This is a genomic window from Deinococcus aquatilis DSM 23025 (assembly GCF_000378445.1).
GTDB lineage: Bacteria > Deinococcota > Deinococci > Deinococcales > Deinococcaceae > Deinococcus > Deinococcus aquatilis.
Window position 1 is genome coordinate 42,436 of the sequence record NZ_KB899710.1, and the last position, 17,981, is coordinate 60,416.

Sequence of the window (17,981 nt, forward strand, 5' to 3'; positions counted from 1 at the left end):
AGCCTATGACCGTCAGGAGGCATCCCCTCGCACCGGGAAAGTCAGCGTAAATTCTGCGCCGCCCTGCGGATGGTTGCGGGCCTCGATGGTTCCCCCCTGCGCTTCGGTGAGGGCGCGGGCAATGGCAAGCCCGAGGCCGCTGCTGGCACGTCCCTGAGGATCGCGGGTGCGGCTGGCATCGGCGCGGTAAAAACGCTCGAAGGCCCGTGAAAGGTCGTCGGGGCGAAAGCCGGGGCCATGATCGCGGATGATCAGGCAGGTTCGGGGGCCGTCTGAGTGGGCGCTGAGAGTGACTGCACCGGGCGCGGCGTAGCGCAGGGCATTGTCCAGAATGTTGCGGAGGGTCTGGGTCAGGCGGTCTGGGTCGGCCATCAGGGGGGCGGGATGCGGGGCCACCACCTCCAGCATCACGCCCGCGCTCGCTGCACGGTTGGCATAGGCATCGGCCAGCGCGTGTAGCATCTGGCTGCCGTCCAGCGGTACAGGCTTGAGACTCAGCGCCCCACTTTCGGCCAGAGACAGCAGGCGCAGGTCAGTGACCAGACGGGCCAGCAGCAACACCTCGCTGTGGAGGCGGCTCAGGGCGGCGGCGTCGGTGGGCTGCACGCCGTCCTGCATGGCCTCTATTTCGGAGCGCAATACGGCCAGCGGGGTGCGGAGATCGTGGGCCACATCCGCGATCAGCCCGCGCCGCCACGCCTCCTGCCGGGCCAGGCTGGTGGTCAGGTCGTTGAAGGCCGCCGTGAGGTCACGCAGTTCGTCCTGGCGGCGCGGTATGGGCAACTGTAATTCCCGTTCTCCAGCCTGAAGCCGCTGTGCCCCCACCACCAGCCTCCCCAGTGGCCGGGTCAGTTGCCGCGTCAGGAATGCCGCCACCATCACTGCCAGCAGCGCACTCAGAAACGCCGATCTGATGGCGCTGCGCGTGATGTCGGCAGAGGCGCTGCGAACCAGTTCCCGCCGCTGGGCCAGCGTAGAAGCTGCCTCTGCCGAAGCAGGTGCAGCGGGGTCTGCCTGTGGATCTACCTCCGGCCACGACCACTGGAAACCAACAGAGTATCCGTTCGTGTCAGAGGTCAGGCCCAATTCCGGGTTCAGTTTGGCGATCACCCGGAAGGCCGCGTCTACGGTGGCAAAGGTCGTCAGGACAACCGCCAGCACCGCCACCAGGGCAAAGCTGCGAGTCAGGCGAGAGCGCAGGCCACTGCGGTTGCGTTTGCGACTCTTGCGGCGCTGTTTGTTCAGGTGATGTCGTTGGCGCAGGGTGGTTTCCAACGAATGGCCCTCCCAGCCCTGCCTTTGGGACCAGTCCGGGCGAAGTGGCTGCTTGGGGGGTTGCGGTTGGGGAGACTTCACGGGCCACCTATCCTTCCGATTTCAGGCGGTAGCCCACGCCGCGCACGGTGTCCAGTAAGTGTTCGCGCTGGCCCAGCTTGCGCCGCAGATTCTTGACGTGGGCATCCACCGCCCGCTCATCGGTGCCCCGGTCTAGCCCGCCCAGCGCCGCCAAGAGTTCGGTGCGCGACCTGACCACCCCCGGCTCCCGCGCCAGCGCTGCCAGCAGGCGCACCTCGGCCACCGTGACTTCCAGAGGTGTGCCGTCCAGCCGGACTTCAAAGGCTGCCGTGTCCACACTGAGGGGGCCGACGTGCAGCAGCGTGGGCACGTCTACCCCGCCTCCGGCCCGCCGCAGCACCGCCCGCACCCGCGCCACCACTTCACGCGGGCTGTACGGCTTGACCACATAATCATCCGCGCCGATGCCCAGCCCAACAAGCCGGTCCACTTCCTCATCCCGCGCCGTCAGCATGATGATGGGCAGCCCGGATTCGGCCCGCACCCGCCGCGCCACCTCCAGGCCGTCCATTCCGGGCAGCATCAGGTCCAGCAGCATCAGCGCAGGCCGCGCCGAACGCCATAACTCCAGCGCACGCGGCCCGGTGGCGGCCCGTTCGGTATGAAAGCCTTCTCGCCGCAAATATTCTTCCAGAATGTCGGCCAGCCGCACTTCATCTTCTACGATCAATATGGTGCTAGACATGGGCGCGGCTCCTTTGCGGCGGGTGTGGGCAGTGTGGGAATACAGCAGTCTAAGGGTCTGGAGTCTTGCAGGGGTGGGGAACAGCTTGCAGGCTTGGAAGGTGACCCCCCCCGTTGCTGGCGCAACGCCCCCCCTTAGACTTGCAAAGCTCTGCTCCGCAGCTCTACGAGTCCGCAGGAGAGGGGAGGACAAGGGCGCTTTTGTGCTCCCCTCTAAGGGGGGCTGGCGGCGAAGCCGACTGGGGGGTTATACGGATTCCGTATGATTCCCGTACAGTCGGAACCCCACCGCCTGTCCGTCCATCTCCCGGAATCCGTACTTTTTCCTACTCGCTCCGCTCGAATTAAACACCGAAAAGCACGGTGTTTAATCGGAATCCGTATTATGCCTCCGCCGGAACGATACTCAGCCCAACAGGGATCAATAAGAGGGGCCGAGAGCCGCCGGGTTTTTAGCCCCGCAGACCCTCGGCCCTCAAATCTACTGCGTTGCGGCTATCAAGTTCAGATCAGTTTATCTGCATCGGCTTTCGGTTCGGCGGCCTTGTCTGCCGCGCCGCCGTCGCCCAGCAGGGTTTTGGTGAGCTGCTGGTATTCGTCGGCGTTGATCTCGCCCTTGGCGTAGCGTTCGCGGGCAATTGCCAGTGCGCCGTCGCTAAAAAACTTCTGTTTGCCGCGCCGGAAGTTCTCGCGCCATTCGTCGGCCATCTCCGACCTGTCCATGTCCGGTTTGCCCCAGTCTGCGCCTGCTCCGGCCAAGCTGTGTGGGCCGCTGCTCATGCCGCCTCTGCCCATCCCACTTTTGCCCATGCGGTGCCGCCACATCTGGCGCTTGCGGCGGGCGCGGGCAACCAGGAAGATACCGAGTCCCAGCAGGGCGAAAAAGCCGAAGCCGGGGCCGTCGTGGTGTCCGTAGGGCTGGTATGCCTGTGGGCCGTAGCCGTAGGGCATCCCCTGAACAGGAGCGTAGGTCTGGGCGGGCTGAGCGGTGATCTGTGCGGGTGTAGCGTTGTTGATGATGACGTCCATGTGAGTTGCTCCCTCGCGCTGCTGCGCGTCCTTCTGTGTGGTGCGTGGGGCCTGTCCCCTTGCGTGAATAGAAGGTACGGCGACCCGCGTGAAGGGCAGGAGGAGCGAATGTGAATGCAGTGTGAATTGGGCTGTGGTTGTGGGTTGTAGGCCGTAGGTTGTGGCAGAGGTGCGGGAGCCAGTCAAGCTGTTGGGAGCTGTGGCGCTGGCAACAAAAAAGAGCCGGAACGCCTCAGCGCTCCAGCCCTGTCCAGCACGTTGTTATTACAGCATGCCTTTTTAGCGGACCGTCTTGGCCCAGTCCAGCATGGCGGCAGAAGCGGCAGCGGCTTTCTCGAAGGTGGCGGCGTGGCCTGCACCGGGAATCAGCACCAGTTTGCTGCCCACGATCCCTTTCTGCATCTTCATGGCAAGCTCGATGGGCGTTACGTTGTCTTCCACGCCGAACACCAGCAGGGTCGGCACGCCGATGGTGGGCAGGATGGGGTTGGCGTCGGGACGGGCGGCCAGAGCATTCGCGCCGCCGATGGCTCCGTTCAGGCTGGCCTGCTTGATCAGGCCGCTCAGGAATTCCACCTGATTGGGCATCTCCATCCGGCTCTTGCCCGTCAGCATGCGGGGCAGCAGGGCGGGCACGAGGCTGGAGACTCCCATCATTTCGGCCTGCTGTGCGGTGCCGCGCCAGTTGGCCGCTTCGGCGGGGCCAGCGGCGTCGGCGGTGGTGTCAATGAAAATCAGGCCCTTAAAGCGTTCAGGAGCCTGCTTGTACATTTGCAGCAGGGTCATGCCGCCCATGCTCATGCCGCCCACGATGGCCTTGTCGATCTTTACGGCGTCCATAAAGGCCAGCATGGTTTTGGCGTAGTTCTCGATGCTGGCCTCACGGCTGGTGGTGGTGCTGCTACCGAATCCAGGCAAATCGACCGTAATCACACGGAAGTTTTTGGCGAGAGCGGCGCGGTTGTTCTTGAACAGTTCGCCGCTGAGCGGGTAGCCGTGAATGAGAATCAGGGGTTGGCCGCTGCCAGTCGCCTTGTAAAACACTTTCGCACCGTTCACGTTCACGGTGCCTTTGTCGGCAATGGTCTGTGCTCCGGCGGGAGCGGCCAGAGCAAGGGCGGTCGTTAGGGCCAGCATTGTTTTGATGTTGCGGTTCATGTGGGTGCCTCCGTAGGACTGGAGGCACTCTAGACCGGCATTCCGCGCCTACTGCCGAGTTTCAAGAAAGGCTTTCCCCCCTCTGAATGCCTGCTTCACGCCGTCTCAAGCGAAGGCCAAGCTGGTTGGTGGGTTATTCGATGTCAAATGATTTAGGCACGGATGCCTGAAGCCCGTCCCAGTACGCCTGCAAATCGGGAGCCAGCGGCAATTCTGCGCTGAACTGCGCTCCATCCCACGGAAAGGCGATGCGGGCGGCGTGCAGGGCCTGACGTGCCAGCCCCAATCTGGTGGTCAGCTCTGGCGTTTGCCCGGTTTCCATAAACTCCAGAAAGGCGTCGGGGTCGCGGCCATAGATCTTGTCGCCCACCATCGGCAACCCCAGATGAGAGAGGTGCGCCCGAATCTGGTGCAGCCGCCCCGAACGTGGGTACGCTTCGATCAGGCTGTGGCCGCCGCGCCGCTCCAGCACGCGGAAATCGGTGATGGCGGGCCTGCCGTCCGGGATCACCGCCTGCCGGATCACGATCTTGTTGCGGCCCCCCAGTCCCAGTTCACCCAGCGGGGCATCCAGCGTGCGCCGCTCCCAATCGGGCGTGCCGTGTACGATGGCAAGGTAGGTTTTGCCCACCAGATGCGTCTTGAACAGGGTGAAAAACTTGCGGGCGGCGTCGGTATCGCGGGTTAGAAGCTGTGCGCCGCTGGTTTCCCGGTCAAGGCGGTGCGGCGGCGCGAGAATGCTTTCGCCCGTGGCCGCCTGCATGTAGCTCAGCACGTCCGGCACTTCTACCCGCGCCCGAACCGCATGTGTCAGCCACAGCGCAGGTTTGTGCACCACATAAAAATCAGGATGCTCCACGATGATTCGGGGCTTTTCGGTGGGCGGAAGCAGGGGCAGGACGGACATCAGGCGCAGGCTAGCAGGGGGGAGGCGTCGGCGCAGTGACCGCCTTTCCTCCCCGCACCCCCAAGTCACTTTCTCTCCTTAAATCACTTTCTTTTCTGCATCAGCGCCGTTCGTTTGCACCGCGCCACCACTTCCCCACGTTGATTGATGGCCCGGTGCTCTACCGTCACGATTCCGGCGTCGGGGCGGCTGCCACTGGCGCGGGCCTCCAGCACTTCCGATTCGGCGTGGATGGTGTCGCCGTGAAACACGGGGCGCGGAAAGACCACATCGGTCAGGCCGAGGTTGGCGATCAGCGTGCCCAGCGTCAGCTCATGCACGCTCAGGCCCACCAGCAGGCTCAGGGTCAGCAGGCTGTTCACCAAAGGCCGACCAAATTCGGTGCCCGCCGCGTACTCGTGATCCAGATGCAGCGGCTGCGGATTCATGGTCATGGTCGTAAAAAATACGTTGTCCGCCTCGGTGATGGTGCGCGTGATGCGGTGACGAATCAGCGTGCCGGGGGTCAGTTCTTCAAAGTAGCGACCCTGCGGGCGGTTCAGGTCTTCATTCATGGCGTGCCTCTTCGTGTACGGCCTCAGTCTGGGCGGCCTCTGCCTGCGCGATCAGGGCGCGGGCTTTGGCAAGCATCGGTTCGTCGATCATCTGGCCTTCAAAGGTCATCACGCCCCGTCCGGCCTCGGCAGCGGCGTGGGCGGCGTCCAGCAGGCGGCGGGCGCGGGCGGTGTCGGCGGGCGTGGGGCCAAAAATACCGTGACAGAGCGGCACCTGCGCCGGATGAATACACAGCTTGCCCGCATAGCCCAGCGCCCGCCCCTGTGCGGCATCCACCGAGAAGGCCGCGTCGTCGTTCAGCCGCGTGACCACAATGTCCAGCGCCGGAACACCCGCCACCCGCGCCGCCAGGGCCACCCGAGAACGGGCATACAGAACCTCCAGATTGGGCGTCTGAGACGGCTCTGACAGGCGCGTGCCGCCGAGGTCGGTGGTGTAATCCTCTGCCCCGAAGTAGGCCCACAGCACCGCAGGCACGTCCATGATGTCGTGCGCGTGCCACACGCCCAGTGCCGTTTCCAGCCCCGCCATGATGGGCAGGTTCAGCCCGTGTTCCGCCAGTGCCGCCTCTACCGCCTGCGCCTCGGCCCCCGATTCCAGTTTGGGCACCACCACGCCCGCCAGTTCGGGGGTCAGGGCGTGCAGATCGTCGGCAAAGTACGCCGAGTGGAGCGCATTGATCCGCACAAAGACATTCAGTCTGGGAAAGGCGGCCACCAGGTCCCGCGCCGCGTCCCGCGTCATCGTCCGGGCCTCTGCTTTGGCTTCGGGCGTGTTGGGTACAGCGTCTTCAAGGTCCAGAACCACCGCGTCCGGCCCGCTGCGGGGCAGTTTCGCCATCAGATCGGCGCGGTTGCCGGGTGCAAACAGCACGCTGCGCGGGCGGGTCAGCGCCGGATTCACAGTTTCTCCGGGCAGGTGGAACAAACGTTTGTTACATAGAGCATGAGAGGTAGTGTACGGCCCAAAAGCATCGGCAAAAGCTGGCAGTTGTTGTCTCTAGAGTAGTACCAAGCACCCTTCTGCCCAGAATCCTAAGCTCGATTCATGTGGAATCCGCAGCAATACCTTCAGTTTCAACAGGAGCGGGATCGGCCCTTCTTTGACTTGCTGGCGCAGGTGCAGCCCCAGACACCGCCGCATACTGTGGCTGATCTGGGCTGCGGCACAGGCCATCTCACGGCAGCTCTGGCAAAGCGCTGGCCGGAGGCAACGGTACTGGGCCTCGACAGCAGCGCGGAAATGCTGAGCAAGGCCGCCTATGCTGGCCCCAACCTGACTTTCCAGCAGGCCGATCTACGCGAGTGGCAATCCGCCGCGCCGCTGGAGGTGCTGTTCAGCAACGCGGCTTTGCAGTGGGTAGACGACCACGCCCGCCTCATTCCGCGTCTGGCCGGACTCGTGGCGGCTGGCGGTACGTTCGCCTTTCAGGTTCCGGGCAATTTTGAGGCCCCCAGCCATATCCTGCTGGCCGAAGTGCTGAGCCGCCCACGCTGGGCCAACCTTCAGGCCGAGTCCCGCGATAAGGCCACACTGGGCGCGTTCGGCCCCGCCCAGTACACCGCGCTTCTCGCTCCCCTCGGCTTCACGGTCAACGCCTGGGAAACGACCTATCTGCATCTGCTTCCCGCACTCCCAGACGGCGCAAACGCGGTGCTGGAATGGGTGAAAGGAACGGCGCTGAGGCCCGTGCTGGCGCAACTGGACGGGGCAGAAGCCGCCGAATTTCTGGCCGAATACGGCTCAGAGTTGGCACGGGCCTATCCGGTTCAGGACTACGGCACACCCTTTCCGTTCCGGCGCGTGTTCGTGGTGGCTCGGAAGGGGTGAGAGGGAAGGCTGTGAGTTATTGATTCTGGCCGAGGTGGGTCACACAACCCCCCAGTCTGCTTCGCAGTCAGCCTCCCTTAAGGGGAGCGCAAAAGCCCTTGTCCTCCCCTCAAGGGGGGCGTTGCGTTAGCAACGGGGGGGTTCTGTCGCCCCACACTCAGCCCCTTACGCCAGCACGTAGGCCGCGTCCCGCTTGCCCAGCCCGCGCTTTTGCAGCAGCCCGTCTTGTACCAGTCGCCGCAGCACGCGCCAAGATTGCTGCGGCGTCAGGGCACAGGCGGCGCGGAGTTCCACGTTTCTGACGCTGCCCTGCTCGCGGGCCAGAGCCAGAGCCACGGCCCTCACCTCGGCAGCAGAAGGGCCGTCGGTCTGGGTGGGCGTGGGAGCGCGGGCAGCGCGTGCAGGAGGCGCAGAATGGGGGAGAGGCTGGGCCTCGTCTGGCTCGGGCGGCAGCGTAGGAATCTGGGCAGGCGCGGCGGCGCGGATGGCGGAGGCCAGAGCTTCGGCCCACGCCTGCACTTCTCCAGCGCCCTGCCCGACAGGGTGTGCCGGGGGCGTAGGCTCTTGCGGCACTTCTGGGCTAAAAACAGGCTGGCTGGGAGCCGTCTGAGGGGCCGCTGGTCTGCTGGGTGCAGACGCTCCCGGTTTGCCCAGCGCGGCCCGAACCTCGGCGCTCAGGATGTAGGCGATGCCGCGCCCCACGCCTGCCCGCTCGATCAGGGCGTGTTCTTCCATGCCGCGCAGCAGCCTCGGCGTGCGGTCCTCGGCCAGTTGCAGGGCGCGGGCCAGGGTGGCGCGGGTCGCCTCGCCTTCGCGGGCCAGCAGGCTCAGCACGATCAGCATATCCAGCGACAGGGTCTGCATCTCTTCTTGCTTGCGGGCCACAAAACGCACAAAGTCGGCGTCGAAGCCCGGTGAGTGCAGGGCCAGCGTCACGGCGTCGGGGTAGGTCGTGAACTCGGGCGGCTCTTTGCCGTGGCGCAGCATCAGGCCGTACATCTTGTCCACGCCCACGCCTGCCCGCTCCACGAGGCCCAGTTTTGCCAGAACTTCGGCCAGCAGAGGATTGCGGCGCTTGGGCTGGTGGCGCAGGATATTGCCCGGTGTGATGCCCCCCGGCAGCCCGCCCGGATTCATGATCTCCAGTCGGTCAGGGTAATGGTGTACATGCACGGCGTCGCGCAGGGTGTAGTCGCGGTGGGTCAGGGCATTCAGCAGGGCTTCGCGGTACACCGATTCATCCTGATCCCAGACCTCGATTCGGAAGAGGCCCACCTGTACGGGCGTAAAGCGGTTGCGGGCCTGAATCAGTTCGGCCAGCCGGGTCAGCAGGGCCGGAATGGGCCGCAACAGGTCTTCCCGGAACTGAAATTCCACGTCGGTGCTGGAGTGATGATAAAAGCAGACCTCGGCCTGAGGCAGATGCGCCCGCAGCGCCGCCGGAGTGCCCGCCAACAGGATGCCCGCCAGCGTGGGCCGCAGCGCTCCGCCGCTGGGAATCAGCAGCCCCAGTTCCTGCAAAAAGTCCAGATCGGGCAGGTTGGACGCGCTGCCCCGGCGTCCCAGTCCGCGCAGGCGGGCCACTTCTGCCGGATCGAGGTCGGCCAGGCTCGCGTCAGGCGGCACGGTGGCGGTGTAATCCCGGTCGGCTACCGGCTCGGCTTCGGCGGGGGTCACGGGGACCAGATGTGCGCCGTCCCACGCGATCACGGCTCCATCGGGCGCGGCCAGCACGTAGGGCGCTTGCGGCACGAACACGGCCAGCACCCTCGCGCCCCCCGGCAGGCGGTGATGCTGCACGTTCACGGTCAGCCGCCCGCCCGACAGCTCGAAAATGGCGTGCGTGACCATCAGGGGATGCAGTTCGCCCGCATCCCGGACCGCCTCTGCGCCGCCCGCGAGGGCATCCACGCCCACCAGCAGCGTGCCGCCCCGTGCATTGGCGAGGCCCACGGCGTAGCGGGCCAATTCCTGCGGCGTCACGTTCAGGGGCAGATGCACGCAGGACGGCCCCGCCGGAGGCAGGACTCCAAGCGGAGAAATGGCATTCTGGGCACGTTCGGCCCCGCTGTCGGCAGTCACAAACGCAGAGTATACGCGTTGAAGGCCGATGTTGGGGCCGTGCAGCTACTGAGTAGACGTTGGGCTGAGGCTCAGCGCTTCTCCCTACTACCCAACAGTCTGCATCCAGTACCGTTCTACACGGCACCTCTGCCCACGGCGTCGGTCTACGCCTCCTCTGTCTACTTTCCGCCGATCCGTGCCCAGCCAGACCAGCGCCACCCGCCTGCCCACGCCGTACAACACGGCTGCCTGACCAAATTCGCGGCCCAGGCGAAGGCCGTCGCGCAGGCTGGCTCCCGGCAGAATCAGGGCTGTTTCGCGCCACTGGTCGTCGCCGTTGACCGCCAGGGTGGGCACCAGTCCAGCGCGGCCCACGCGTGCCAGCAGGCGTTGGTGGGCCTCGGCGTTGTCCCACTCCGTCTGAATCTGCCCGCCAGGATTCCAAGCCGTGATAATCACCCAGGAGCGCACACCAGCAGCCCAGCCCGGCTCCGATCCTTCCGAGTCTTCAGCGGTGTGTTGGCCCTCCAACTCGGATCTGAGACGAAAGCGCTGCCAGGCCGGGCCGTAGGTGGCACTCAGAAATGCCGCCCGCAACGTCTGATCCGGCTCCGGTGCAGCAAACGGAATGGCCCTGTGCTGCTCACTCATGGTCGGGCGACGGTGGCATTCACATTCAGGATCTTCTGATCGCGAAATTTGAGCACCAGAATCAATTTCTGTCCTGCCTTGAAGGAGCCTCCCAGGGCCACCCGGTAGGCAGAATCGGCATTCATCAGCACGGTGCCGCTGACCGGAATGGCATCGACGACCATGCAGCGCGGGGTACATTTCAGGAGGCGGGCGCGGCCAGCACCGCTCCAGACGCCCAGCAGTTCGTCGGCACGCGCAGAGGCGATCCGGCCTTCCAGCACCGCGCCCGCAAAAGAAGGGCGCAGGCTGAGGGTCGCGCTGGGCAGTTGCAGGGCCAGAGCGGAACCGAGCAACAAAATCAACATCAGCAGGGTGGTTTTCATGCGTCTCCCTCGTCCGCTGGGGCGCTATGCAGAGCCGTTTCGTCATCGGCATCCTCGGGCAACTCCAGCAGGTCCACCGTATCGATCTCCACTTTCATGATCTCGCGCAGCACGCTGGTGGCGAAACTGCCCTTGGGAAGCGTGAACGCCGCCGTAAACCCGTCTTCTTCGGGGGTGATTTGGGCGTCCTGCAAAAAAATCCGTGTCAGGCGGCGATCCCCTCTGCGCGAGGCAAACACGCTGGGCGTCAGATCAAAAGCAGCCAGAGCTTCGGCCTCCAGCTCTCCTGCGGCCAGTGTCAGGGGTTTGACCTTCTTGCCAAACAGAGTTCCGGTGGCGCTGACCTCACCCCGTTCGGCGCGGCTCCTCTCGGCGTCCGCGTCTTCGACCAGAAAAACGCCGCCCGTATCGTGCTTTTTAGCCATATCGCCCGCAATCAGCGTTGCAAACAGTCCGCGCTCCAGCCGCAAACTCAGAAAGCGGTTGAAGACCATACTCTGCACGCTGGTGGTCAGAAAACGGCGCACGCGAGGGTCTTTGATCTTGGATTCACCGCGCAGCACGCGCAGACCCTCTTCGGCGTTCAGGCCCCCCAGTCCAAACCGCTGTGGACCAAAATAATTGGGAACGCCCACTCGTGTCAGAAGACTGAGGGTGGCCTCTGCTTCGGCGGCGGTGCCTGCCGCATCGCGCACCCGCACCACAAAGCGGTTGCCGTGCAGGTGCCCCATTGCCAGTTTGTTGCCGTGCCGCGCCGTTTCCAGCACGCGCACGCCTTCCATGGCAAACGATTCCAGCCGCCGCTCCACTTTTCCGGGCAGACTGATCCACTGTGAGGTCACGGCATGGCGGTCCTTGAGTCCGGCAACCCCCACATCACGGTCACGAACCCCCAGATGGGCCGTCAGCTCGCGCAGCAGATGAGCCGTGGTGTGGCCCGTTTTTTCCAGCCGCACAAACAGATGGTCGCCCTCGCCCGAAGGCAGATAGGCGGGCACTTCATCGACACGGAAGTCTTCTGGCACGCGGCGGAGCGTCCCCCCCGTACCTTGCCCTGCTGTAGATGCCCAGAGCGCCGACCAGTCAAACACCAAACTCACGATTGGCCCACCATACGCGCCGACCTCCCCACAGTTATGAGAACGGTGGGGGCAAGGTAGGCCCCCACTGGGGGCAACGCTGTGATAAATCCTGACCGGATGAGGGTTTGGGCTGTGGATTATGGGTGTTCTGTCAGCCCTTCTGAATCATGCTGTACAGCCCCTTCTGTCTGCGTTGTCGGCTTGCCACTGACAGCCCTTGACAGAGGACAGGTACTGCCAGAGGGCCAGGCTCAGTTCAGTACCCGGTAATTGGCATGCACGCGCGGCGTCCAGTCGGCCCGGAACAGCAGCGGGGTACCGGAGGTGTTGCCTGCCACGTACCAGACGCGTACACCGGATTCCTGCCCGTCTAGGGGCAAAAATGCAGTCTGGCCCGCTCTCAGGGTGTTCAGGGGATGCCCGCCCTCATCGCGCAGACGCAGCCAGCCGTTGACACTGGCGGGCGACCATCCGGCCAGATTGAGGGTGCGGCGCGACACGTTGCGCAGTTGTGCGCCGTGTTCGGTCAGGGTCACGGTCAGGTCGGGAAGTTCGGGCGACTGCACCGCCTGCCAGCGCACGCCGAAGCCGGGAGTCCGGGCGGGAGCAGCCGGATAGAGCACCGATGAGATCAGCCCGCCTGCTCCGGCCAGCAGCAGCATCAGGGCCGCGCCCACTGCCCCGCTTTCTATCTCTGGGGCACGCACGATACCCAGAGTCAGGGCGGCACCCAACAGCAGACTGACCAGCGGCCATGCCGCGCCCGGCTTGCGGTCGGCAAAGGCAAAGGCTCCCGGCCAGAATTCGGAGATCAGCAGAATGGCCGCACCGATCCCGAACAGCGCGGGCACGTCCAGCACCGGCGCAAACAGCAGCATTGCCAGTCCCGGCACACTCCACCACGCTGCACGCGGCACCAGCCCCCGCTGCGCCTCGCGTCCTACCCTCAGCAGCCAGTAGGCCGCCAGCAGCAGGATCACGACCGCGAACGCCCCCGATACCCGCGTGATGGGCGTCAAACCTGCCAGAAATCCTCCGAGTCCCTCCAGGTTAGCCACCGTGACCGCCTCCCGGTGTGTGCCGCCCAAGCTCCGGCGTTTTTGTCGCTGCGGGCTTGGAAGAAGTTCCTGTATTTCCTGCTGCCGCGCCGCCCGCAGGTCTGGCCCCCCCCAGATCGGTCACGCCGGGTTGCCCGTGCCGCGTGACCTCGAAGGCCAGATGCGGAAGTTCGGATTTCAGCAGCCCTTCCCAGGCGGTGGTCACGGCATTCAGGCTACCGGGCAGGGCAAAGATGACCGCGCCCCGGCACAGGCCCGCCACGGCCCGCGACAGCATGGCCGCGCCGCCCACCTGTGCATAGGACAGCATTCGGAACAGCTCGCCAAAGCCAGGAATAGGCTTGGTAATCAGCGATTCCACCACCGGAATGGTCACGTCGCGCCCGGTGATGCCCGTGCCGCCGCTGCTGATCACGATGGTCGCCTCGCGCACGAAGGCCACCAGTGCGGCGCGGATTTCCACAGCGTCGTCCTTGACGATCCGGTAGGACGTGACCTGATGCCCCTGCGTCCGCAACTCGGCCAGCAGGTACTGACCGCTGGTGTCGGTTTCAGGCGTGCGTGTATCGCTGATGATCAACACGGCCACCCGCACGGACGCAGACGCCGCCGCGACATGGTGGGCGGTCTTTCCCAGTAGGCCTGTACCCAGTGAAACTGCACCCGGTGAGACCGGACCCAGCGGCCCGGAAGCCGCAGAAGGAGTGCCCGACCTGGTTTCTTCTGTCGCCGCAGACAGCTCGGCAGCCGATCTGGTCAGAGGGAAAGCAGTGGGCGGGCGGCTCGAATCCGGCATAGCCCATACGATACTTCCCGCCCCGGCCATCCGCACAGGCACAGGCTTACGCTTGGTTCAGTGTTTTTGCCTAGGGGAGGGGCAGGCGGTGAACCTGCTGGGAGGTCGCCTGCCCTGTACGTCAATTCCGCCGGGTCAATCAAGGTGCGACCGGATCTCTTTTCTCCCTCCGCCCGATTGGGGGGGCTGCCCTGAACTGCCGATTTTTTAACGCCCAGGTGGTCAGGAGCGTGCTAATACTTCAATCAAGTCCTAATGAACATTGAATGAATTACGTCCAAATGCCTCGCCGCCGCAGATGATTGGAGGAGTTTCTTTATGCCGAAAAACAGTCTTTTTCTGGGTACAGCATTGCTTACGGCTCTCCTGACCGCGTGTGGAACGCAGCAAGTCGATCAGCCTGCCGCCTTACCGGGGCCGGTAGAAGCTCTGGCCCCTCTGCTGGGAGCGGATCAGGCCAATGCCATTCCGGGGCAATACATCGTGGTGTTCAAGGAGGGCAACCCAGGAGCGGCTTTGTCGGCTCAGAGTGCGGGCGGCCTCGTGCAGTCGCTGGGCCTCGATCCTCAGGCAGTCACAGTCAATACGGTCTACACCGAAGCTCTCAGCGGGTTTGCCGCAAAGCTGAGTGCCTCCGCGCTGGCACAGCTCCGCGCCGACCCACGCGTCAAGTACGTCGCGCAGAATGTCCTGTCCCACACCAGCGCGGTGCAGTCGTCGGCGGGTTGGGATCTCGACCGCCTCGATCAGCGCAGCCTGCCTCTGAACAGCAGCTATACCTACAGCACCACGGCCAGCAACGTCACGGCCTATATCCTCGACAGCGGCATTCTGACCACCCATCCCGATTTCGGTGGGCGGGCGACCTGGGGAGTCAACGTCGTCAAAAACGATCCGAGTCTAGGTGACAGCAAAGACTACGACTGCTACGGGCACGGCACACACGTCGCGGGGTCGGTGGGCAGCAGCACCTACGGGGTCGCCAAAGGTATCAAGCTGGTCGCCGTGAAGATGAGCAACTGTAATGGCACTGGCTCGGCGCAGACCATCATCGACGGCCTGAACTGGATCATCAAGAACAAAACCGGGCCAGCTGTGGTCAATCTCAGCTCCAACTTTGGCGACTCTTCGACCTGGAAGGGCAGTGTAGAACAGGTGGTCGATGACGCCGTGAACAATGCCGTCAGCAAGGGCCTCGTGGTGGTGGTCTCGGCGGGCAACTGGAATCTGGATGCCTGCACCAGCACCCCCGCCAGTGCCTCGGGAGCCATCGCTGTAGGGGCGACCACTCCCACTGACCGGCGACCCGACGCGACCGACTGGCTCTACCGGAGCGGAGACGCCAACAAACCCCTCGGCAGCAACTATGGCCGCTGCGTCAGCCTGTTCGCCCCCGGTCACGACGTGCTCAGCACCTATACCAATGGCCTGAGCGGATCGGCCACCAGCGCGACGACCAAGCAAGACCAGGGAACCAGTATGGCCGCCCCCCACGTCGCGGGCGCAGCGGCCCTGATTCTGGCCGCCAATCCCACCTTTACCCCGGCGCAGGTCAAGGCGGCGCTGCTTGCCAACGCCACCAGCGGCAAGGTCAGCAACCTGCCCAGCGGGAGCAACACGCCCAACCGGCTGCTCTATACGGGCAGCACCACCGTCACGCCTGCGCCCACGCCCACAACCACCGTCTACAGCGGCACCCTGGCAAACAAGGCCAGCAGCTATCAGCCCACGACCCCCGGCTACTTCGATTTTGCAGGCGGCACCCTCAAAGGCGTCCTGGTGGGGCCGAGCGGTACCGACTTCGACCTGTTTCTGGAACAGCTGAGCGGCACGACCTGGAATCCGAAATATGCTGCCGACAGCACCAGCAACACCGAAACCATCAGTCAGACCTTGCCCGCCGGACGCTACCGCTGGCGCGTCTATGCTTACTCTGTGGGCGGCAAGTTCACCCTGACCGAAACCCGCTGATCCAGAAGGTACACGGCGCTCCATTGGCAGCCCGTACTCTTTGATGCTCGCTCTTCAGGTCTGCTCGGATGGAAAGCCAAAATGCATAGCTTTCCATCCGAATCTGTATCAGGCATCAGCGCAAGAAGCGTGATGGAGTCCCGAGCAGGGCCGAAAGCCAACGTAGAAGCAGGAAAAAAGTTCGGAATATGGTGACCGATCCATCGTTCCGAATTTTTGGCTGTGCTGTATGGAATGAAAAAGCGCCGTTGGCCTGAAGTGGCAACCCTGCCCGGTGTCTTTGCGACCCGTCCCCTGGCATTTTTTCCATGCTCTAGACTGCCTGCTATGCCTCATCCCGAATTCGTCGGTCTTGTCAACAGCCTTCAGGCCACAGCCGAAGCCGCGCTGGGCGATCTGAATGCCGCCACCGCCAGTGCCGCCCGCGACGGCCTGCTTGATCAGTCCCGCGCCCGTCAGACCGCCGAGCGCAGCCTGAAGCTGCTGACCATGCTGGCCGAAAAAACCCGTGGAAATCTGGACTTCACCGAAGCTGACCTGTTGACCGGAGCTATTGGCAGCCTCCGCGCCCGCCTGGACGAGCAGCCCGCGCCGCCGACCGAACTTCCGATGTTTGGTGGGCCGAACAGCGGGAACTGATGCGGGCCGTACTGCAAAGGGTGACTCGGGCCACCTGCACGGTAGAGGGCCAGATCACGGGCCAGGTGGGGGCCGGATTCATGGTGCTGCTGGGCGTGGCCCCCAGTGATACGCAGGCAACGGCGGTGGCTTTGGCCCAGAAAATTGTCAAATTGCGGGTTTTCAACGATACGGCGGGCAAGATGAATCTGGCGTTGGCTGAGGTTGGCGGCGCAGTTCTGAGCATCAGCCAATTCACCCTCTACGCCGACACACGCCGGGGCAACCGTCCGGGCTTCAGCGGGGCCGCCGCGCCGGATCATGCCCGCGAACTGTACGCCGAATTCAATCAGGCCCTGCGCTCACACGGGGTGGAGGTGCAGGAAGGGGTGTTCGGGGCACATATGGTGCTTGACCTGATCAATGACGGCCCGGTCACGCTGATTCTGGATACGGCAGACTGGTAGAACACTGGACAGTTGAGACTCTTGGAACCCAATCAGGGCGGCCCTGAAAAGCTCTGGAGGAGTGGAGGCAACAGCACAGACGGCGGACGCCATGAATGTGCAGTCAGTGGAACTGCTGGTGTGCGGTCACGGAACTGAGCCTGTCTGAAACGCTCTGCTCTCATGCCTTCCACACGGCACTCACCCTCGCCCCCTAACATGCAGACATGACCCGCCGTGTCCTTGGCCGCGCCTTCCTCGTCTCCCTGTTGCTGCTCGGCGCTGCTGGAGCCGCTTCCTATACCGTGAAAGCGGGCGACACGCTCTATTCGGTGGCCCGCACCAACGGCACCACTGTGGCTGAATTGACCCGCCTGAACCGCCTCGGCAGCACTGCGCTGGAAGTGGGACAGGTGTTGACCCTGCCGGGCACCTCGTCAGGCAGTGCGCCCGCTGCCCCCGCTCCCGCTTCGGCTCCGGCCACCTCTCCAATCCTGCCTGCCACCACCGGGGCCAGCCTGCCCGGAGTCGCGGTGCGTGCGCCGTTCAGCCTCAGAATGGGCGACGGCTTTACGCTGCGGCTGAGTGGGGTGCGTGCGGGTCAGGCCAGCGTGCGTTTTCCCAGCGAGGTCGGTGAGGATGTGCGGCGGCCCAACGAGGTTTTGAAGCCGATTGGCGCAGCGGGTGAATATCTGGTGCCGGGGCGCGTGGTACTGGGCAAAACGACCCCGGTGGTCTATGAGGTCAGCGTGGGCGGCGACCTCGTGCGCGGACAGATTCCAGTGACCGGACTTGACCAGCCGATTCAGCACCTCAATTTGCCCGTCAGCGTGACCAACAAGCTGCAAGACCCCGCCCGCGCCGCCGAGGAAGCCGCCGTCGAAAAAGCCTATGCCCGCCGCACGCCGCAGGTCTGGTCGCGGCCTTTTTCCCCGGCGCTGGCAAGTACGAGGGGCACGAGTTCGGGTTTCGGGCAGCCCCGCACCTACCTTGCAGGCGGCCCGGTGGCCTACCACTACGGCACCGATTATCCGGCCCCTACCGGAACGCCAGTGCTGGCCGTCAATGACGGCACGGTGATCATCGCCGGAAAATATCCGGTGCGCGGCAATCTGGTGGTCATCGATCACGGCGCGGGCGTGGTCAGCATGTACTTTCACCAGAGCCGCCTGCTGGTCAAAGCGGGTCAGAAAGTGGTGCGCGGCCAGAAATTGGGCGAGGTGGGCACCACCGGCCTGAGTGCGGGGCCGCATCTGCATCTGGAAGTGCGCGTGCGCGGAGAGGCGACCAATCCGGCGGGCTGGATGAACAGGCTCTGGCCCCGGTAGAAGACGGCGGATCGTAAACCTGTAAACCCGTGGATCGTGGATCGTGGATCGTGGATCGTGGATCGTGGATCGTGGATCGTGGA

18 protein-coding genes are annotated in these 17,981 nt (G+C 64.4%); 5 read left to right on the top strand and 13 right to left on the bottom strand.

Going from position 1 to position 17,981, the window contains the following annotated elements:
- Nucleotides 1–12: 12 nt before the first annotated feature.
- The 7 genes from F561_RS0110695 to F561_RS0110725 form a co-directional block, all read right to left on the bottom strand.
- Entirely contained in the window at nt 13–1,275 is a 1,263-nt protein-coding gene (locus tag F561_RS0110695) for an ATP-binding protein (protein ID WP_019009961.1), read from the bottom strand.
- Between the two features lie 88 nt (nt 1,276–1,363).
- The gene (locus F561_RS0110700; protein ID WP_040380444.1) at nt 1,364–2,041 is read right to left on the bottom strand and encodes a response regulator; all 678 of its coding nucleotides are present in this window, start codon (nt 2,039–2,041) and stop codon (nt 1,364–1,366) included.
- Nucleotides 2,042–2,544: 503 nt separating this feature from the next.
- Entirely contained in the window at nt 2,545–3,069 is a 525-nt protein-coding gene (locus F561_RS0110705; RefSeq protein ID WP_019009963.1) for an SHOCT domain-containing protein, read from the bottom strand.
- 279 nt (nt 3,070–3,348) lie between these two features.
- Nucleotides 3,349–4,227 (bottom strand): alpha/beta fold hydrolase, encoded by an 879-nt coding sequence (locus tag F561_RS0110710; protein ID WP_019009964.1) that lies wholly within the window; start codon nt 4,225–4,227, stop codon nt 3,349–3,351.
- A gap of 133 nt (nt 4,228–4,360) precedes the next feature.
- Complete coding sequence (locus F561_RS0110715; RefSeq protein ID WP_019009965.1) at nt 4,361–5,134, bottom strand: RluA family pseudouridine synthase; 774 nt, start codon at nt 5,132–5,134, stop codon at nt 4,361–4,363.
- Nucleotides 5,135–5,217: 83 nt separating this feature from the next.
- Nucleotides 5,218–5,688 (bottom strand): MaoC family dehydratase, encoded by a 471-nt coding sequence (locus F561_RS0110720; protein ID WP_019009966.1) that lies wholly within the window; start codon nt 5,686–5,688, stop codon nt 5,218–5,220.
- On the bottom strand, nt 5,681–6,592 hold the full coding sequence (locus F561_RS0110725; RefSeq protein ID WP_157451769.1) for an HpcH/HpaI aldolase/citrate lyase family protein: 912 nt from the start codon (nt 6,590–6,592) through the stop codon (nt 5,681–5,683). Before F561_RS0110725 ends, F561_RS0110720 begins: the two co-directional genes overlap by 8 nt.
- Before the next feature lie 144 nt (nt 6,593–6,736).
- Here F561_RS0110725 and F561_RS0110730 point away from each other — a divergent pair, with 144 nt between their 5' ends.
- Entirely contained in the window at nt 6,737–7,519 is a 783-nt protein-coding gene (locus tag F561_RS0110730) for a methyltransferase domain-containing protein (protein WP_019009968.1), read from the top strand.
- A 165-nt stretch (nt 7,520–7,684) separates the two neighbouring features.
- Here the strand turns inward: F561_RS0110730 and F561_RS0110735 are convergent, their stop codons facing one another.
- From F561_RS0110735 to F561_RS0110760, 6 genes are all read right to left on the bottom strand, one after another.
- Nucleotides 7,685–9,601 (bottom strand): AlbA family DNA-binding domain-containing protein, encoded by a 1,917-nt coding sequence (locus F561_RS0110735; RefSeq protein WP_019009969.1) that lies wholly within the window; start codon nt 9,599–9,601, stop codon nt 7,685–7,687.
- A gap of 87 nt (nt 9,602–9,688) precedes the next feature.
- Nucleotides 9,689–10,234, bottom strand: a complete 546-nt coding sequence (locus tag F561_RS25255; protein WP_019009970.1) for a DUF3293 domain-containing protein — start codon at nt 10,232–10,234, stop codon at nt 9,689–9,691.
- Nucleotides 10,231–10,599 (bottom strand): hypothetical protein, encoded by a 369-nt coding sequence (locus tag F561_RS0110745; RefSeq protein ID WP_019009971.1) that lies wholly within the window; start codon nt 10,597–10,599, stop codon nt 10,231–10,233. Before F561_RS0110745 ends, F561_RS25255 begins: the two co-directional genes overlap by 4 nt.
- A complete protein-coding gene (gene truD / locus F561_RS0110750; protein WP_051096889.1) occupies nt 10,596–11,699 on the bottom strand; it encodes a tRNA pseudouridine(13) synthase TruD in 1,104 nt (367 codons plus the stop codon). The genes F561_RS0110745 and truD overlap by 4 nt, the downstream gene beginning before the upstream one ends.
- A gap of 233 nt (nt 11,700–11,932) precedes the next feature.
- A complete protein-coding gene (locus F561_RS0110755; RefSeq protein WP_245556491.1) occupies nt 11,933–12,739 on the bottom strand; it encodes a hypothetical protein in 807 nt (268 codons plus the stop codon).
- Entirely contained in the window at nt 12,732–13,535 is an 804-nt protein-coding gene (locus F561_RS0110760; protein WP_157451771.1) for a MogA/MoaB family molybdenum cofactor biosynthesis protein, read from the bottom strand. Before F561_RS0110760 ends, F561_RS0110755 begins: the two co-directional genes overlap by 8 nt.
- Nucleotides 13,536–13,853: 318 nt before the next feature.
- Here F561_RS0110760 and F561_RS0110765 point away from each other — a divergent pair, with 318 nt between their 5' ends.
- The 4 genes from F561_RS0110765 to F561_RS0110780 all read left to right on the top strand — a co-directional run bounded on the left by F561_RS0110765 (nt 13,854) and on the right by F561_RS0110780 (nt 17,898).
- On the top strand, nt 13,854–15,506 hold the full coding sequence (locus tag F561_RS0110765) for a S8 family peptidase (RefSeq protein WP_019009975.1): 1,653 nt from the start codon (nt 13,854–13,856) through the stop codon (nt 15,504–15,506).
- A 327-nt stretch (nt 15,507–15,833) separates the two neighbouring features.
- Entirely contained in the window at nt 15,834–16,145 is a 312-nt protein-coding gene (locus tag F561_RS25260) for a DUF1844 domain-containing protein (protein WP_019009976.1), read from the top strand.
- Nucleotides 16,145–16,591, top strand: coding sequence for a D-aminoacyl-tRNA deacylase (dtd, locus tag F561_RS0110775; protein ID WP_019009977.1), 447 nt, complete (start codon nt 16,145–16,147; stop codon nt 16,589–16,591). The genes F561_RS25260 and dtd overlap by 1 nt, the downstream gene beginning before the upstream one ends.
- Before the next feature lie 206 nt (nt 16,592–16,797).
- Entirely contained in the window at nt 16,798–17,898 is a 1,101-nt protein-coding gene (locus F561_RS0110780) for a LysM peptidoglycan-binding domain-containing M23 family metallopeptidase (RefSeq protein ID WP_019009978.1), read from the top strand.
- The last annotated feature ends 83 nt before the right edge of the window (nt 17,899–17,981 follow it).

What these genes read in the sequence shown, in the direction of transcription:
- F561_RS25260 (WP_019009976.1), top strand. Translation starts at nt 15,834, where the DNA reads ATGCCTCATCCCGAATTCGTCGGTCTTGTCAACAGCCTTCAGGCCACA.
- F561_RS25255 (WP_019009970.1), bottom strand. Translation starts at nt 10,234, where the DNA reads ATGAGTGAGCAGCACAGGGCCATTCCGTTTGCTGCACCGGAGCCGGAT.
- F561_RS0110745 (WP_019009971.1), bottom strand. Translation starts at nt 10,599, where the DNA reads ATGAAAACCACCCTGCTGATGTTGATTTTGTTGCTCGGTTCCGCTCTG.
- F561_RS0110760 (WP_157451771.1), bottom strand. Translation starts at nt 13,535, where the DNA reads ATGCCGGATTCGAGCCGCCCGCCCACTGCTTTCCCTCTGACCAGATCG.
- F561_RS0110780 (WP_019009978.1), top strand. Translation starts at nt 16,798, where the DNA reads ATGACCCGCCGTGTCCTTGGCCGCGCCTTCCTCGTCTCCCTGTTGCTG.
- F561_RS0110730 (WP_019009968.1), top strand. Translation starts at nt 6,737, where the DNA reads ATGTGGAATCCGCAGCAATACCTTCAGTTTCAACAGGAGCGGGATCGG.
- dtd (WP_019009977.1), top strand. Translation starts at nt 16,145, where the DNA reads ATGCGGGCCGTACTGCAAAGGGTGACTCGGGCCACCTGCACGGTAGAG.
- F561_RS0110765 (WP_019009975.1), top strand. Translation starts at nt 13,854, where the DNA reads ATGCCGAAAAACAGTCTTTTTCTGGGTACAGCATTGCTTACGGCTCTC.
- F561_RS0110710 (WP_019009964.1), bottom strand. Translation starts at nt 4,227, where the DNA reads ATGAACCGCAACATCAAAACAATGCTGGCCCTAACGACCGCCCTTGCT.
- F561_RS0110700 (WP_040380444.1), bottom strand. Translation starts at nt 2,041, where the DNA reads ATGTCTAGCACCATATTGATCGTAGAAGATGAAGTGCGGCTGGCCGAC.
- F561_RS0110715 (WP_019009965.1), bottom strand. Translation starts at nt 5,134, where the DNA reads ATGTCCGTCCTGCCCCTGCTTCCGCCCACCGAAAAGCCCCGAATCATC.
- F561_RS0110720 (WP_019009966.1), bottom strand. Translation starts at nt 5,688, where the DNA reads ATGAATGAAGACCTGAACCGCCCGCAGGGTCGCTACTTTGAAGAACTG.
- F561_RS0110705 (WP_019009963.1), bottom strand. Translation starts at nt 3,069, where the DNA reads ATGGACGTCATCATCAACAACGCTACACCCGCACAGATCACCGCTCAG.